Origin of the sequence: Alicycliphilus denitrificans, assembly GCF_044792555.1 — a bacterium.
Lineage (GTDB): Bacteria > Pseudomonadota > Gammaproteobacteria > Burkholderiales > Burkholderiaceae_C > Alicycliphilus > Alicycliphilus denitrificans_A.
On the sequence record NZ_CP126238.1, the window covers coordinates 2,698,205 to 2,714,222 of the forward strand.

General features: G+C 69.1%; 12 protein-coding genes. 3 read left to right on the forward strand and 9 right to left on the reverse strand.

Translation table 11 applies throughout. The annotated features are described in order from the left end of the window. Positions 1-17: 17 nt before the first annotated feature. Complete coding sequence (locus tag P7644_RS12875) at positions 18-1,727, reverse strand: PHA/PHB synthase family protein (RefSeq protein ID WP_404299668.1); 1,710 nt, start codon at positions 1,725-1,727, stop codon at positions 18-20. Positions 1,728-1,901: 174 nt separating this feature from the next. Between P7644_RS12875 and P7644_RS12880 the strand changes: the two genes are divergently transcribed. Further along, on the forward strand, positions 1,902-2,186 hold the full coding sequence (locus P7644_RS12880; RefSeq protein WP_404299669.1) for a hypothetical protein: 285 nt from the start codon (positions 1,902-1,904) through the stop codon (positions 2,184-2,186). Here P7644_RS12880 and pgeF read toward each other — a convergent pair. Together pgeF and maiA are read right to left on the reverse strand one after the other, a co-directional pair. Next, positions 2,103-2,957, reverse strand: coding sequence for a peptidoglycan editing factor PgeF (gene pgeF, locus P7644_RS12885; RefSeq protein WP_404299670.1), 855 nt, complete (start codon positions 2,955-2,957; stop codon positions 2,103-2,105). The genes P7644_RS12880 and pgeF overlap by 84 nt on opposite strands. Then, positions 2,947-3,615 carry a maleylacetoacetate isomerase gene (gene maiA / locus P7644_RS12890; RefSeq protein WP_404303197.1) on the reverse strand — a complete coding sequence of 223 codons (669 nt, stop codon included), beginning with the start codon at positions 3,613-3,615 and terminating at the stop codon, positions 2,947-2,949. The genes pgeF and maiA overlap by 11 nt, the downstream gene beginning before the upstream one ends. A 72-nt stretch (positions 3,616-3,687) precedes the next feature. Here maiA and P7644_RS12895 point away from each other — a divergent pair, with 72 nt between their 5' ends. After that, the gene (locus P7644_RS12895) at positions 3,688-4,383 is read left to right on the forward strand and encodes a fumarylacetoacetate hydrolase family protein (protein WP_404299671.1); all 696 of its coding nucleotides are present in this window, start codon (positions 3,688-3,690) and stop codon (positions 4,381-4,383) included. A gap of 70 nt (positions 4,384-4,453) precedes the next feature. Then, positions 4,454-5,002, forward strand: coding sequence for an NUDIX hydrolase (locus tag P7644_RS12900; RefSeq protein WP_404299672.1), 549 nt, complete (start codon positions 4,454-4,456; stop codon positions 5,000-5,002). A 34-nt stretch (positions 5,003-5,036) separates the two neighbouring features. Here P7644_RS12900 and P7644_RS12905 read toward each other — a convergent pair whose 3' ends face one another. The 6 genes from P7644_RS12905 to smc form a co-directional block, all read right to left on the reverse strand. Continuing rightward, positions 5,037-5,330: a GYD domain-containing protein gene (locus P7644_RS12905; protein WP_404299673.1), complete on the reverse strand. Its 294-nt coding sequence runs from the start codon at positions 5,328-5,330 to the stop codon at positions 5,037-5,039. 165 nt (positions 5,331-5,495) lie between these two features. After that, complete coding sequence (locus P7644_RS12910) at positions 5,496-7,979, reverse strand: penicillin-binding protein 1A (protein WP_404299674.1); 2,484 nt, start codon at positions 7,977-7,979, stop codon at positions 5,496-5,498. 201 nt (positions 7,980-8,180) lie between these two features. Then, positions 8,181-9,122, reverse strand: a complete 942-nt coding sequence (locus P7644_RS12915) for a patatin-like phospholipase family protein (protein WP_404299675.1) — start codon at positions 9,120-9,122, stop codon at positions 8,181-8,183. Between the two features lie 2 nt (positions 9,123-9,124). After that, positions 9,125-11,236, reverse strand: coding sequence for an NAD-dependent DNA ligase LigA (gene ligA, locus P7644_RS12920; RefSeq protein ID WP_404299676.1), 2,112 nt, complete (start codon positions 11,234-11,236; stop codon positions 9,125-9,127). A gap of 5 nt (positions 11,237-11,241) precedes the next feature. After that, entirely contained in the window at positions 11,242-12,336 is a 1,095-nt protein-coding gene (locus P7644_RS12925) for a cell division protein FtsZ (RefSeq protein ID WP_404299677.1), read from the reverse strand. A gap of 5 nt (positions 12,337-12,341) precedes the next feature. After that, a complete protein-coding gene (smc, locus tag P7644_RS12930; protein ID WP_404299678.1) occupies positions 12,342-15,866 on the reverse strand; it encodes a chromosome segregation protein SMC in 3,525 nt (1,174 codons plus the stop codon). Positions 15,867-16,018 lie beyond the last annotated feature (152 nt).

Below are 16,018 nucleotides of genomic sequence, written 5' to 3' on the forward strand. Positions count from 1 at the left end.
ACATATTACGCGGGCAGTCAGGCCTTTTCCTTGACGTAGCGCCCCGGGGCGGGCTCGATGGCCTTGAATTCGGGCGCCCTGCCATAGTCCTTGGGCGCCGCGACCTGCTTGCCGGCATGGCCCTTGAGCCATTCGCTCCAGTCGTCCCACCAGCTGCCGGGCAGCTCATCGGCCCCGGCCAGCCATTCCTGCAGCGTGGCGGGCAGCTTGCCGTCCTCGCGCACCCAGTGGCTGCGCTTTTTCTTGGCCGGCGGGTTGATCACGCCGGCGATATGCCCCGACGCGCCCATGACGAAGCGTTTCTTGCCGGGCAGCACCTGGGTGGAGGCGTACGCCGCGTCGGCAGGCACGATGTGGTCCTCGCGCGAGCCGTAAATGTAGACGGGCAGCTTGACCTGGTTCAGGTCCAGCTGTTCGCCACACACGGTGAGGGCGCCGGGCTGGATGAGCTTGTTTTCCAGATAAAAGTTGCGCAGGTACCAGGCGTAGTACGGCCCGGGCAGGTTGGTGCTGTCGCTGTTCCAGTACAGCAGGTCGAACGGCGGCGGCGTCTGGCCCTTGAGGTAGTTGTCCACCACGTAGTTCCACACCAGTTCGTTGGGGCGCAGGAAGCTGAAGGTGGAGGCCAGGTCCTGCCCCTTCATCAGCCCGCCCTGCCCCATCTGCATCTCGCGCAGGCGCACGAAGTTCTCGTCGATGAACACGTCCAGGATGCCCGTGTCGCCAAAGTTGATCAGCGTGGTGAGGAAGGTGGCGCTGGCGACGCAGTCCTGCCCGCGTGCGGCCAGCACCGCCAGCGCGTTGGCCAGCATGGTGCCGCCCACGCAAAAGCCCAGGACGTTGATCTTGGGCACTTCGGCGATTTCCTGCACCTTGGCAATGGCGGTGAGCACCGCGCCTTCGATGTAGTCGTCCCAGGTCTTCTGCGCCAGCGACTCGTCGGGGTTGCGCCAGCTCACCACGAAGGTGCGCTGGCCCTGGGCCACGGCGTGGCGGATCAGCGAGTTCTCGGGCTGCAGGTCGAGGATGTAGTACTTGTTGATGCACGGCGGCACCATGAGGAAGGGCCGCTCGTAGACCTTGGGCGTGAGCGGCTTGTATTCGAGCAGCTGGAACAGCTCGTTCTCGAACACCACGGCGCCTTCGGTTGTGGCCACGTTGCGGCCGACCTCGAAGCGGCTCTCGTCGGTCATGGAGATATGGCCCTGGCGCATGTCGTGCAGCAGGTTGGCCAGGCCCTTGGCGATGCTCTCGCCATGGGTTTCCAGCGCCTTCTTCTGCGCATCGGCATTGAAGGCCAGGAAGTTGCTGGGCGCCATGGCGGCCAGCCATTGCTCCACGCTGAAGCGGATGCGGGCGCGGGTCTTTTCGTCCGCCTCAACGGCGTCCACCAGGCCCAGCAGGGCGCGCGCCTGCATCTGGTAGGCCGCCACCGAATACACCGACAGCGGGTTATTCGCCCAGTTCTCACCGGCAAAGCGTCGGTCGGCCGACTTGGGCAGCTGTGGACTCAGGCCCTGGCCCCAGAACGCGCGCACTTCCTCCAGGTATTGGTGCTGCAGAGCCGCCAGCTTGTCGGCCGCGAAAGTCACCGGCGACGATGGCGGCATGGACATAGCCTTGCCCAGCTCCCCCGGCTGCAGGGCCTGCAGCATGTGGCTCCAACTCTCGCCAAGCATTTGCTGAAATTGCCGGGCGCTTTCGGTCCAGCCTGCATCGTTGGTCATACGGTCTCCGTGAATACGCCCGGGAGCGGGCCTAGCGTCTTATTGTTGCCGAGCCATTCCTCGTGCGGCAATCCGCGGCAGCTTGGCGGGCTTTTTTTTGGGGCTTTGAGGATTTTTACGGCCGCCGGGTGGCCTGCCAGCCACAATTGGGCGTTTGCTTTCTTGAAACCGCTCATGTATCTGGTGCTTATCGCCTGGTTTTATGTCACCTTGATGATGGCCGTGGCCGAGGCCACCTCGGCCCAGGGCACGGTCTTGGGTGCCATCATCACCTTCGCGCTGTACGGGCTGCTGCCCATGGCCATCGTGGCCTACATCCTGGGCACGCCAGCGCGCAAGCGCGCCATTCGCGCCCGCGAGCAGGCCCAGGCCGCGTCAGGCGCCGATCCAGATGCAGGCGGCCATGCGCCCGCTGGCTCCGAGCAGGGAGCTGTCGCGCCGGTGCGAAAAGAACCGTGAGGGGTTGCCCACGGTGCACCAGGCGGGACTGCCGTCGTTGCCATAGAGCGCCGTGACGCCCTGGGCGCGCAGGCGCTGGCGCGCCAGGCCCGCCAGATCGGCCAGCCACTTGCCGGCGTTGCCCTGGGGCTTGAAGTACGCACTGGCCTGTGGGTCGTGATCGCAGAAGGCCGCGCGCACCTCTGCCCCCACCTCGAAGGCCTGCGGTCCTATGCACGGGCCCAGCCAGGCAAGAACCTCCTGCGGCGCCTCGGCAACAGCATTTTTGATAGCTGCTTGCGCTTTCCCCATAGGGCACTGAGCCATAAAAGACTTCAATGTTTCCTCCAGCACCCCCGCCGCCAGGCCGCGCCAGCCGGCATGGGCCGCGGCCACGCGTGTGCCCGCACGGTTGGTCAGCAGCACCGGCAGGCAGTCCGCCGCCATGACGGTGCAGGCCACGCCCGGGGTGGCGGTGGTGCAGGCATCGGCTGCGCCGCCTTCGGGCGTGCCGGCATCCAGCGGCTGTACGGTCGTGCCATGCACCTGGCACAGATAGACGGGGCGCACCGGCCGGCCCGCGGCGCTCACGGCCGCCTGCAGCGCGGCCCAGTTGGCCTGCACGGCGGCGGGATCGTCGCCCACAAGGCGGCCCAGGTTGAAGCTGTCATACGGCGGCGCGCTCACGCCGCCGTTGCGCGTGGTGCATAGCGCGTGCACATGGGCGGGCGCGGGCCAATCGGGCCGCAGCCAGTCGTGGGGGACGGTATGCGCCACTGCTTCAGCCCTCATGGTCCGGGCAGGCCGATGGTTGGGCGCGCTGGAAGGCCGGCAGCTGCATGCAGGCCTGGAATGCGGCCATGGTGCGCGGCAGGCCGCCCAGGTCCACGTTGAAGCGCTGGGCATTGAAGATCTGCGGCACCAGGCAGCAGTCGGCCAGCGTGGGTTGCTCGCCCCAGCACAGGCGCGAGGGCGCCAGGCCCGCATCACCGCGCTCGCACTCCAGCAGCGCCAGCTGGCGCTCGAAGGCTTCCAGCCCCTGGCGCACCCAGTGGTGGTACCAGGCATCCTTGGCCGCATCATCGACCCGCAGCTCGCGCTTGAGGTACTTGAGCACGCGCAGGTTGTTCAGCGGGTGGATCTCGCAGGCCACCATCTGCGCCAGCGCCCGCACATGGGCGCGCGCCAGCGCGTCGCCGGGCAGCAGCGGCGGCGCGGGGTGGGTTTCGTCCAGGTATTCGATGATGGCCATGGACTGGGCCAGCAGGTGGCCGTCATCGGTCTGCAGCGCCGGCACCAGCGCATCGCCCAGGCGGCTGGCGTAGGCCGGCGCGAGCTGCTCGCCCTTCACCAGATGCACGGGTACATAGTCGTAGGACAGGCCCTTGAGCTGCAGCGCGATACGCACGCGAAACGAGGCCGACGAGCGGAAGTAGTTGTAGAGCTTCATGCCCCGCAGCATAAGCGCGGGCGCGCGCTCATGGCACACTGCGGCAACGACCACCAAGGCAGAGACTTCCCGATGAGCTACGTCTTCCCCCCCAGCATCCAGGCCAGCGTGCCCGTCCTGGGCTCCACCGAGCGTTTTCCCGTGCACCGCATCTACTGCGTGGGCCGCAACTATGCCGAGCACGCCAAGGAAATGGGCTTCACCGGCCGCGAGCCGCCCTTTTTCTTCATGAAGCCGGCCGACGCCGTGCTGCCCGTGAACCCGGGCGAGACGGGCCGCATGCCCTACCCCAGCCTCACCCAGGACCTGCACCACGAGATCGAGCTGGTGGTGGCCATAGGCAAGGGCGGCAAAAACATCGCCGCGGCCGACGCGCTGCAGCATATCTGGGGCTACGCCGTGGGCCTGGACATGACGCGCCGCGACCTGCAGGGCGAGATGAAAAAGCAGGGCCGCCCCTGGTGCATTGGCAAGGGTTTCGACGCCAGCGCGCCCATAGGCCCCATCACCCCCGCCGCGCAGGCGGGCGACGTGCAGCGCGCCGCCATCTGGCTGCAGGTCAACGGCGCGCAGCGCCAGCGCAGCAGCGTGAGCCAGCTGATCTGGAGCATTGCCGAGACCATCGAGCACCTGTCGGCCGCCTGGGAGCTGCAGCCCGGCGACCTGATCTTCACGGGCACGCCCGAGGGCGTGGGCGCCGTGGTGCGCGGCGACGTGCTGGAGGGCGGCATCGACGGCCTGGGCCGGCTGCGCGTGGCGCTGGCTTGAAACTACTATAAAGATAGCTTCCAGCGCTTGATGCACAAGCGCTGGAGTCCTTTTTTCCTAAAATTATCCGATGATTTTCCGCCGCCCCATCAAGCATTGCCGCGAATGCGGCACGGCCGTGGCCTACCGCCTGCCCGACGACGGCGACACGCGCGAGCGCGCCATCTGCCCGGCCTGCGGCACCATCCATTACGAGAACCCGCTGATGGTGGTGGGCACCGTGCCGGTGCTCGGTGAGCGCGTGCTGCTGTGCAAGCGCAACATCGAGCCGCGCTGGGGCAAGTGGACACTGCCCGCCGGCTTCATGGAGCTCGACGAGACCACCGCGCAGGGCGCGGCGCGCGAGACCGACGAGGAGGCCGGCGCCCGGATTGAGATCGGCCCGCTGTTCTCGCTGCTGAACGTGCCCCAGGTGGGCCAGGTGCACATCTTCTACCTGGCCACGCTGCTGAGCGACCGCTTCGACCCCGGTCACGAGACCATCGAGGCAAGGCTGTTCCGCGAGGACGAGATCCCCTGGGACGAGATCTCGTTTCGCACGGTGAAGAAGACGCTGGAGCAGTTCTTTGCCGACCGCCGTGCGGGGCGTTTCGGCATGCACAGCTTCGACATTCTTTAGCCGCCTGCGCTCCTTGCGGTCAGGCCAAGGCCTGCTATCCCAGTTTGGCCAGAATGCCGGTCATTTCATCCTTGGAGAAGGCCCGCATGGTCTGCATGCGGACATTGCCGGCGGAGGCAATCGCCAGGCCGAAGGCCGTGGCCGATGCATCGTCGGCGGCTTCAATGAACGCCACCAGATCGTAGGAGCCAAGGGTCCAGTAGAGCTGCGGCATCTTGGCGCCGAATTTCGACGCCGCCTCCTGCACGGCGTCGGCGCGCTTGGTGGTGTCCTTGATGCTGCGGATGCCCTGGTCGGTGAAGTTGCATAGTGCGATGTACGTTGCCATGATGTTTCCCCTGCGCAAGAGGGCCTGGTCCGGTGAACCGGTTGGGCAGGCCCCGTTGTCCAACCGGAAATGCACCCTCCCTCGGTGAGCGGAAAAAACCAGAGGCCGATAACGAACGCCCGGCCACAGGCAAGCACATCAAGATGCGCCCTCTTTGGGGCAAAGTCAAGACATAGTCTTGTCCAACGAGGCATGCGTCTGGAGCCAGACCTGTGACTCCAACGAGGTTTGTGGCGGCAGCGGCGCCGTGGACTCCGGCTGGGGCGCCGCGGGCTCGGGCTGTTGCACCCACACGGGCGGCTCGGCTGTTGCGCTGGCGCGCGGCGTCACCTCCTGCAGGGGAATGAGCGGCGCCTCGATGATCTCGGGGCGCTCCTCCTGTGGCGGGGCGCTGGGCGCGGGCGCACTTGCGCGCGGCGGCTCAGGCTGCGGCGCGGGCGGCACCAGCGCCGGGCCGTCCGGCTCGCCCGTGCGGCGGCCGAACAGGTCATAGGCCCAGTTGCGCAGCGTGCCCGTAGCCGTGGCAATCCAGCTGCTTTCCTCTTCGTCGATAAAACGCTCGCGCGCGTCGATGATCTTGCCGCGCAGCGCCTGGCGAAACACGTCGCCCACCATGGGCAGCGCGCTGTGCGCGCCCTGCCCCCAGTAGTCGCTGCGCAGCGTGATGCGCCCGTCGTTGAACCCGGCCCAGGCGCCGGCCACGAGCTGCGGGTGCATCAGGATGAACCAGCCGTCGGTGTTGTCCTGCGTGGTGCCGGTCTTGCCGGCCACATCGGCCGTGATGCCGTAGCGGCCGCGAATCGCCGCACCCGTGCCCTTGTCGACCACGCCGCGCATGGCATCGCGCAGGGCCTGCGCGGCGCTGAGGCTCAGGGCGCGCTCGGGCGCCGCGCTCTTGAACGCCTCGAGCAGCCTGCCGTGCTTGTCCTCGATGCGCACAATCACCTGGGGCGCCTGGTAGAGCCCGCCGCTGGCGATGGTGCCGTAGGCGGCGACCATCTCCTTCAAGGTGACGGAGCTCGTGCCCAGCGCCAGCGCGGGCACGGCCTCCAGCCTGGATTCGCGCACCCCCATGGCGCGCGCCAGCTGCGCCACGCGCTCGGGCCCCACCTGCTGCATAAGCTGGGCGGTGATGGTGTTCTTGGAATACGCCAGGCCGTCACGCAGCTCCATGGCTTCGCCGCTCGGCGGCTGGCGGCCGTCCGTGGGGCGCCAGACCTGCCTGCCGCCCAGGGGGATTTCCACGGCCTGGTCCATCAGCTGGTCCGTGGGCAGCATGCCCCGGGCGAAGGCCGCGCCGTAGACGAAGGGTTTGAAGGTGGAGCCGGGCTGGCGCCGGGCGGCCTGCACATGGTCGAACGGGTCGGCGCCGTAGTCGCGGCTGCCCACCCAGGCCAGCACCGCACCGTTCCTCGGGTCCAGCGCCATGAAGCCGGCCTGCACGCGGGTCTTGGCCTGGCGCAGCTCGCGCAGAAAGCCGCCATCCGCCAGCAGTTTGCCCAGCGCCTCCTCGGGCGCTGCGCCGCCGGCCACGGCCTTGGCGTACTGGGGCGATTCGCGCACCAGCTGCTGCACCAGCGGGCTCTTGGCGCCCCACACGGCGCGCGGCGCCCAGGCGGCATCGGCCACGCCCTGCAGCTGGCGGCCCTGGCGCTGCACGGCTTGGGTGGCGATCTCCTGCAGCCGGCCATCGATGGTGGTGTGGATCACCAGCCCGTCGGAATACAGGCTGTAGCCGTTGCGGTCGGCCCAGTCGATGAGCTGGCGGCGCAGTTGCTGCGCCAGGTGCGGCGCCAGGCCCGCCACCTCGTTCTGGCGCTCGAAGCGGATGCGCAGCGGGCGCTTGATGAGCCTGTCGTACTCGGCCGGCGCGAGCTTGCCGCGCTTCTTCATCTGCGCCAGCACGGTGTTGCGCCTGGCCTGCGCGCGCTCGGGGTTGAGCACGGGGTTGTAGTAGGCCGTGCCCTTGAGCATGCCGATCAGCGTGGCGCTCTCCAGCACGTTGAGCCTGTCGGCAGATTTGTCGAAGTAGGTGCGCGCCGCCATCTCTATGCCATAGGCGTTGTAGAGAAAGGGCACGGTGTTCAGGTAGGTCTCCAGGATCTCGTCCTTGGAGTAGAGCCACTCGATCTTCAGCGCCGTGATCGCCTCCTTGATCTTGCGCGTGAGCGTGGGCGCGCGGCCTATGTCCTCGGGGTAGAGGTTGCGCGCGAGCTGCTGGGTGATGGTGGAGCCGCCCTGGCGGTCGCCGCCCGCCGTGCGCACCAGGGCCGAGGCCGTGCGCCGCCAGTCCAGGCCGAAGTGGTCGTAGAAGCGGTGGTCCTCGGTGGCGATCAGGGCATCGAGCACCGGTTTGGCGATGGTTGCAAGCGGCACCCATTCGCGGTTCACCCACTTGTATTCGGCCAGCAGCCGCCCGTCGGCCGACAGCAGCTGCGCGGGCTGCTCGGTCTTGGCCTTGCGGATGTCGCTGATGGCGGGCGTGAACGGGATCAGCGCCAGCACGTACACAAAGGCGGCACACAGCAGCCCGGCCAGCAGCCACAGCAGGCCGTGGGCAGAGGCCCAGCGCTCGGGCCGCTGCGCCAGGCGCGCGAGCCGCGGCCAGAGCAGGGCCCAGCGCGCGCGCAGGGAGGCGGTCAAGGTCATGAGTGATTACAGTAAAAATTGGCCTGCAACGCTTGTGTATCAAGCGCTTGGAGCTATGAATTCAGAAGTATTTACCCCCGCGGGCCTGGCAGCATCGGCCGCAGGGTGGCGCCAGGGCCTGGTGGCCGGCAAGGCCTGCTTTATACCGCCAATCATTTGAAATCAACGGCTTACAGGTTTTTCCAAACGTTCAGCCCAGGTTCAGCCCATGAACTGCCGCAGCTGCGGCAGGCTGGCCTGGGCGGCGCGCCGGCCCTCCTCGATGGCCTCCTTGGCGCGGTGAAAGTCGAGCTGGCCCAGGTGCGCCAGGCGCGGCGCGATCACCACCTCGGGCGGGTCGCCCGCCATGCGGCTCCTGGTGATGCGCATCTGCATGATGTTCACGCTGGTCATCATCACGTCCAGCATCGAGGGCTGCTTGGGCACGGGTGGCTTGCCGCCCGGGCCGGCCCAGAACTTCAGGCGGCGCGCCCACTCGCCATTGCGCGCCGGTTCGGGCTGGGGCGGCGGCGCGCTGCCCTCCGGCGCATCGGCCTCGGGTGCGCGCACCACGGCCAACGGATGCATGTGGCGCTGCACGATGTCGGCATTCAGGTCCACGCCGATGACGATGTCCGCCCCCATGGCGCGCGCCAGCGACGTGGGCACGGGATTCACCAGGCCGCCATCGACCAGCAGCCGCCCGTCGGCCTGCACCACGGGCGTGAACAGGCCCGGCAGCGCGATCGAGGCGCGCACGGCATCGGCAATCGAGCCTTCGCGCAGCCAGACCTCGGCGCCCGAGTGCAGGTCGGTGGCCACGGCGGCAAAGGGCAGCGGCGAGGACTCGATGTCGAAGTCGGCGAAGTTGCGGCGCCAGAAGGCAATCAGCTTCTCGCCCTTGAGCATGCCGCCCGCGAGGTTGAAGTCCATGAAGCCGAACACCTCGCGCAGGCCCAGGCTTTGCACCCAATCCCCAAAGCGGTCCAGCTCGCCCCCTGCATAGGCCGCGCCCACCAGCGCGCCGATGGAGGAGCCGCAGACCAGGTCCAGCGGCACGCCCTCGTCGCGCAGCACCTGCAGCACGCCGATATGCGCCCAGCCGCGCGCCGAGCCGCTGCCCAGCGCCAGGCCCACGCGGGGTGCGCGGCGTGCGAGTGCCATGGCTAGATCTCCCCCCGCAGCAGGGCGCGCATGCCGTCCTCGTCGAGCACGGGTATGCCCAGCTCCCGGGCCTTCTCCAGCTTGCTTCCGGCCTCGGCCCCGGCCACGACGTAGTGCGTCTTCTTGCTGACCGAGCCCGCCACCTTGGCACCCGCGGCCTCCAGCAGGTCCTTGGCCTCGTCGCGGCCGAGCGTAGGCAGGGTGCCGGTGAGCACCACGGTCTTGCCGGCCAGGGGCTGGGCGGCGGGCTCGGTGGGCGCGCCCTCTTCCCAGGTCAGGCCGCAGGCGCGCAGCTGCTGCACCACCTCGCGGTTGTGCGGCTGGGCACAGAAGGTATGGATGGACTCGGCCACCACGGGGCCCACGTCGCTGACCTGCAGCAGCTGCTCCACGCCGGCGTCCAGGATGGCGTTCAGGCTGCCGAAATGCCGCGCCAGGTCCTTGGCCGTGGCCTCGCCCACATGGCGTATGCCCAGCCCGAACAGAAAGCGCGCCAACGTGGTGCGCTTGGACTTTTCCAGCGCGTCCAACAGGTTCTGCGCCGACTTTTCCGCCATGCGCTCGAGCCCCGCCAACTGCGCCAGATCCAGCCGGTACAGGTCGGCCAGGCTGTGCACCACATTGCCGTCGATGAGCTGGTCCACCAGCTTCTCGCCCAGGCCCTCGATATCCAGCGCGCGGCGCTGGGCGAAGTGCAGCACGGCCTGCTTGCGCTGCGCCGGGCAGAACAGCCCGCCCGAGCAGCGGTGGTTCATCTCGCCGCGCTCGCGCACCACGGCACTGCCGCAGATCGGGCAGGCCGCGGGCATGCGGAAGTTGGCCACATAGGGGCGGCGCGGCAGGGGCCGGCCCGCGCCGTCGGTGGCGCTGCCGACGCGGCCCACCACCTCGGGAATCACGTCGCCCGCGCGGCGCACGATGACGGTGTCGCCCACGCGCACGCCCTTCTTGCGGGTCTCGAACAGGTTGTGCAGCGTGGCATTGGTGACGGTGACGCCGCCCACGAACACCGGCGCCAGGCGCGCCACCGGCGTGAGCTTGCCGGTGCGGCCCACCTGCACGTCGATGCCTTCGCAGACCGTGAGCATCTCCTGCGCCGGGTACTTGTGCGCCACGGCCCAGCGCGGCTCGCGCGTCTTGAAGCCCATCTGGCGCTGCAGCGCCAGGCTGTTGACCTTGTAGACCACGCCGTCGATGTCATAGGGCAGTGCATCACGCTGCGCGCCCAGGCTCTGGTGAAACGCTACGAGTTCAGGAGCGCCTTGCGCAATCCGCACCTGCGGCGCGACCGGAAAACCCCATTCTTTCAGCTGCAGCAGCAGGGCGTAGTGGGTGCCGAAATCTGGCCCGCCCTGGTCGGCGGGCGTGACCTCGCCCAGGCCGTAGGCGAAGAAGGACAGCGGGCGCTGGGCGGTGATGCCGGAGTCCAGCTGGCGCACGGCGCCGGCGGCGGCGTTGCGCGGGTTCACAAAGGTCTTCTCGCCCCTCTCGCGCTGGCGCTCGTTGAGCGCCTCGAAGTCGGCGCGGCGCATATAGACCTCGCCGCGCACCTCCAGCACCGGCGGCACGGCCGCGGGCAGGGTCAAGGGGATCTGGCGGATGGTTCGAATGTTGTGCGTCACGTCCTCGCCCACCTCGCCGTCGCCGCGCGTGGCGGCCTGCACCAGGCGGCCGCCCTCATAGCGCAGGCTCATGGCCAGGCCGTCGAACTTGGGCTCGGCCACATATTCCACGGGCGCTGCCGAGGGGTCCAGCCCCAGCTCGCGGCGCACGCGCGCGTCGAAGGCCTGGGCACCGCTGGCCTCGGTGTCGGTCTCGGTCTGGATGCTGAGCATGGGCACGGCGTGGCGCACGCTCGCCAGGCCGCCCATCACCGCGCCGATGACGCGCTGCGTGGGCGAATCGTGCGTGACGAGGTCGGGGTAGGCGCCTTCGAGCGCCTGCAGCTGCTGGAACACGCGGTCGTACTCGGCGTCGGGCACGCTGGGCGCGTCCTGCACGTAGTACTCATGGGCCCAGCGATTCAGCTGGGCACGCAGTGCTTGTATTTTTGTAGCTACCAGCGCAGGTCCCTTGGGCGCTGGATCCGAAAAAAGCTCTGATTGACTGGACATGGTGCTCAACTGAACAGCCGCCGCGCCAGCACCGAACCGGCCGACAGCTCACGGCTGTCGAGCTTGTCGTAGAGCAGTTCCAGGTCGGCGGCGATGGGCTCCATGGTCATGGCGGGCAGCGGCTGGCCGTTCTGGTCGCAGAGCACGCCGTCCATGGCCTGGCCCAGGGCGGCTGCGACCTCGCGCAGACGCGCGAAGGGCTGTTCGCCGCGGTGCACCTGGGACACATCCAGGCTCAGCAGCACTTCGCGCACGGCGGACTGCTCGGGGTCGTCGGACATGGCGGCCTGCGCGTCGTAGCTCAGCGTCAGCAGGGGCGGCAGCCCGGCGCCGCTGGCCGGCAGCACCAGCCGCCCCGGAATGGGGCCTGCCACCAGCCCCAGGCGCGCGGCGTTCTGCTGCACGTAGCCGGGGCTCCACGCGGCCTGGCGTGCGCGCAGCATGAAAGTGAGCTGCGCGTCATGGTCGCTGGCGAACTGGTCGAGCTCGCGCGCACGCGCCACCTCGTGCAGCATGTCGGGAAAGTCGGGCGTGGCGTTGATGGCGTCGGCAAAGCCCTGGGCCTTCATGACGAACTCGGAGAACTCGATCTCGTTGAGCGCACCCAGGCGGTTGGCCAGCTGCACGCCGGCCTGGAACTGCAGGTAGCGCTGGCCCGGCTGGGGCGTTTCCCATTGCTGCTGGTGCTCGTTGAAGCCCTCGATGGCAAAGGGCTTGCTGCCCGCGCGGCGCGTGGGCGGCAGCGCCGCCAGGGCGGCATCGCCCGAAACCTGCTGCTCGGCGACGATGGGGGCGATCACGTCGATGAGCGGGTCCAGGCCGCCGCGGCGCTCGGGCGACGGCACGGGCATCTGCAACGCGTCGCGTGCGTCCACGGCGTGATCTTCGAAGTGCGGCTCGGTGGCGGCGGCAGCGTGGCCGCCCAGCCCCGCAGCGTCGAACGCCGGCTCCTGGCGCACGGCGGGCTCCTGCGCGCCCTCGCCCTCGCGCGGGCTGGCGCGCTTGGGGGCGTTGCGCTGCGTGGTCCAGGCGTTGTAGGCAATGACGACGATGAGTACCAGCGCGCCGGCGAGGATGAGTCCAAGTTGGAAGTTGCTCATGATGTTCAGGTCTCCGCCATCGACAGGGCGGACTCCATGTCGACCGCCACGATGCGCGAGACACCCTGCTCCTGCATGGTCACGCCGATCAGTTGCTCGGCCATCTCCATGGCGATCTTGTTGTGGCTGATGAATAAAAACTGCGTGCCGCGCGCCATGCTGCTCACCAGCTTGGCGTAGCGCTCGGTGTTGGCGTCGTCCAGCGGCGCGTCCACCTCGTCGAGCAGGCAGAACGGCGCGGGATTCAGCTGGAAGATGGCGAACACCAGGGCGATGGCCGTGAGCGCCTTCTCGCCGCCCGACAGCAGGTGGATGGTCTGGTTCTTCTTGCCCGGGGGCTGGGCCATGACCTGCACGCCGGAGTCGAGGATCTCGTCGCCGGTCATGATCAGGCGCGCCTGGCCGCCGCCGAACAGCTCGGGGAACATGCGGCCGAAATGGCCGTTGACGGCGTCGAAGGTGCCCGACAGCAGGGTGCGCGTCTCGCCGTCGATCTTGCGGATCGCGTCCTGCAGCGTGGTCATGGCGAGCTGCAGGTCCTCGGTCTGCGCATCCAGGAAACTCTTGCGCTCGCGCGCCAGTTGCAGCTCGTCGAGCGCCGCCAGGTTCACCGCCCCCAGGGCCGCGATCTCGCGCTGCAGGCGGTCGATCTCCCCCTGCAGGCCGCTGGCGCGCACGCCGCCCTCCTCGATGGAGCGGGCCACGGCCGCCAGGTCGGCCTGCGCGTCCTGCAGCAGCTGGCTGTACTGCTCCAGTCCCAGGCGCGCGGCCTGCTCCTTGAGCTGGAATTCCGTGATGCGCGCGCGCAGCGGGTCCAGCTGGCGTTCGTGCTGCAGGCGCCGCTCGTCGCTGGCGCGCAGCCGGGCAGTGAGCCCGTCGTATTCGCTGCGCTGTGCACCGAGTTGCTGCTCGCGCTCCATCTTCAATTCGAGGGCCTGCTGCAGCCCGCCCTGGGCCGCAGCGTCGGACAGGCGCGCGAGCTCATCCTGCGCGCGCTGGCGCTCGTCGTGCAGCGCCCTGGCCTGGCTGGCCGCCGTGTCCATGGTGCGCGCCAGCTCGGCGCGGCGCGCCTGCAGGCTGCGGTGCGAGAACTGCGCTTCCTGCACGCGCCGCTCCAGTTGGCGCTGCTGCTCGCGGCATTCGTTCAGGCGGCGTTCGGCCTCGATCACGCGGTCGCCCAGCTGGGCGTGGCGCTCCTGGCTGTCGGCCAGCTGCATATCGAGCTCTTCGAAGCGCGCCTCGGACGCCACGCGGCGCTCCTGCAGCTCGGACAGCTCGGCCTCGACCTCGGCCAGGTCGGCATCGATCTGTGCGCTGCGCGTGCGTGCCTGCTCGGCCAGCTGGGACAGGCGCAGCGTCTCCACCTGCAGCGCATGGAAACGCCCCTGGGCCTCGCTGGCCTCGCGGCGCGCGGCCACCAGGCGCTGGGAGGCGTCGGCGTAGGCGGCCTCGGCGCGCACCAGGGCCGTGCGCGCCTCCTCGGCGATCAGGGCCTGGGCGCGCAGTTCCTTCTCCAGGTGTTCGATCTCCTGGGCGCGCGCCAGCAGGCCCGACTGCTCCGAGTCCTGCGCATAAAAGCCCAGGCTGTGCGCCATGACCGCATGGCCGTCGGCGACATAAATGGCCTCGCCCGGCTGCAGCTGGGCGCGGCGGTCAAGGGCCTCGTCCAGCGACTGCGCCGTATAGCAGCCCTGCAGCCAGTCCACGAGCACGGCGCGCAGGCCCGCACCCTCCACGCGCAGCAGGTCGGACAGGCGCGGCTGCGCGCTCGCGGGCTCGGGCTGGGCATGGGCGGGCGCGCTGTAGAAGGCCAGGCGCGCCGGCGGCGCGTCGCTGCCGCCGGCGCCGAGGAAGCCGCGCACCATGTCCAGCCGGCCCACGGGCAGCGCCGCCAGGCGCTCGCGCAGCGCGGCCTCAAGCGCGTTTTCCCAGCCGGGCTCGACATGGATGCGGCTCCACAGCCCCTGCAGGCCGTCCAGGCCATGCCTGGCCAGCCAGGGCTGGAGCTTGCCATCGACCTTGAGCTTTTCCTGCAGCGCCCTGAGGGCGTCGAGGCGCGCCGACAGGTCGGCCTGGCGCGCCGCCTCGGCATTCACGGCCTGCTGGCGCGCGCGCCGGTCTGCGTCGAGCCGAGGCACGCCGTCCTGCAGCTCGGCCTGGCGTGCCTCGGCCAGCTCGGCGCCCTCCTCGGCCTCGGCGAGCTGCTGGCGCAGCTGTGCCAGGCGCGACTCGTCGGGTGCGGCCAGGGCGTTACGGTCGCCGCGCAGGCGCTCGTGGCGCGCCTCCAGCTGGCGGCTTTGCTGATCCAGGCTGCGCTGCTCGGCGGCCAGCACCTGGATCTGCTGCTGGACCTGCACCACGGTGCTGCGCTGCTGCTCGCTGCGCTGCTGGCTCTGGCGCAGGGCGTCTTCCAGGTCGGGCAGCTGCAGGGCTTGTTCTTCCAGCTGGGCGGCCAGCAGTTCGGCCTGCTCCTCGGCGCCCTCGCCGACGCCGGCCAGGTGCTCGGCCTCGGCCTCGGCCTCCTCCTTGCGCGTGGACCATTCACTGATCTGTCCGGCCAGCTGCACCAGGCGCTGCTCCACGCGCTGGCGACCCTCGACCACGTAGCGGATCTCGGCCTCCAGCCGGCCGACCTCGGCCGTGGCCTCGTAGAGCCGCCTCTGGGCCTGATTGACCTGGTCGCCGGCCTCGTAATGCGCCTGGCGTATGGCTTCGAGGTCGGCCTCCACATGGCGCAGGTCGGCCATGCGCGATTCCAGGTCGTTCACGGCCTGCAGGCCCTCGGCGCGCACGCGGGCCTGCTCGGCTTCGGCATCGGCGCGCTTCAAAAACCACAGCTGGTGCTGCTTGAGCGTCACGTCCTGCTGCAGGGCGTTGTATTTGGCCGCCACCTCGGCCTGCTTTTCCAGCTTTTCCAGATTGGCGTTCAGCTCGCGCAGGATGTCCTCGACGCGCGTCAGGTTCTCCACCGTGCCTGCCAGGCGGTTCTCGGTCTCGCGCCGGCGCTCCTTGTACTTGGACACGCCCGCGGCCTCCTCCAGGAACAGGCGCAGTTCCTCGGGGCGGCTTTCGATGATGCGGCTGATCGTGCCCTGGCCGATGATGGCGTAGGCGCGCGGCCCCAGGCCCGTGCCCAGGAACACGTCCTGCACGTCGCGCCGGCGCACCGGCTGGTTGTTGATGTAGTAGCTGCTGGTGCCGTCGCGCGTCAGCACGCGCTTGACGGCGATCTCGGTGAACTGGTTCCACTGACCGCCGGCGCGGTGATCGTGGTTGTCGAAGCTCAGCTCCACGCTGGCGCGGCTGGCCGGCTTGCGGCTGGTGGTGCCGTTGAAGATCACGTCCTGCATGGATTCGCCACGCAGCTCGCTGGCCTTGGACTCGCCCAGCACCCAGCGCACGGCGTCCATGATGTTGGACTTGCCGCAGCCGTTGGGGCCCACCACGCCCACCAGCTGGCCCGGAAGCTGAAAGTTGGTGGGCTCGGCAAACGACTTGAAGCCGGCGAGTTTGATCGAGTTGAGACGCACGAATTACCTGTCACACCGTGCCGCTCGCGTGCCCGGCGGTTCAAAGAAACGAATGTTACCCGAGGCGGGTGACGCAACCGCGCCCATGGCTCATGCGGGGCCTTGGAATCTGCGGCGGCGTATCGCCCTCAGCCCCTCCCCGCCTGCCAGCC

Coding starts and splice junctions, on each gene's coding strand:
- P7644_RS12915 (WP_404299675.1), bottom strand. CDS start 9,122: ATGGCACTCGCACGCCGCGCACCCCGCGTGGGCCTGGCGCTGGGCAGC.
- ligA (WP_404299676.1), bottom strand. CDS start 11,236: ATGTCCAGTCAATCAGAGCTTTTTTCGGATCCAGCGCCCAAGGGACCT.
- P7644_RS12880 (WP_404299669.1), top strand. CDS start 1,902: ATGTATCTGGTGCTTATCGCCTGGTTTTATGTCACCTTGATGATGGCC.
- P7644_RS12910 (WP_404299674.1), bottom strand. CDS start 7,979: ATGACCTTGACCGCCTCCCTGCGCGCGCGCTGGGCCCTGCTCTGGCCG.
- P7644_RS12925 (WP_404299677.1), bottom strand. CDS start 12,336: ATGAGCAACTTCCAACTTGGACTCATCCTCGCCGGCGCGCTGGTACTC.
- P7644_RS12875 (WP_404299668.1), bottom strand. CDS start 1,727: ATGACCAACGATGCAGGCTGGACCGAAAGCGCCCGGCAATTTCAGCAA.
- pgeF (WP_404299670.1), bottom strand. CDS start 2,957: ATGAGGGCTGAAGCAGTGGCGCATACCGTCCCCCACGACTGGCTGCGG.
- maiA (WP_404303197.1), bottom strand. CDS start 3,615: ATGAAGCTCTACAACTACTTCCGCTCGTCGGCCTCGTTTCGCGTGCGT.
- P7644_RS12900 (WP_404299672.1), top strand. CDS start 4,454: ATGATTTTCCGCCGCCCCATCAAGCATTGCCGCGAATGCGGCACGGCC.
- P7644_RS12895 (WP_404299671.1), top strand. CDS start 3,688: ATGAGCTACGTCTTCCCCCCCAGCATCCAGGCCAGCGTGCCCGTCCTG.
- P7644_RS12905 (WP_404299673.1), bottom strand. CDS start 5,330: ATGGCAACGTACATCGCACTATGCAACTTCACCGACCAGGGCATCCGC.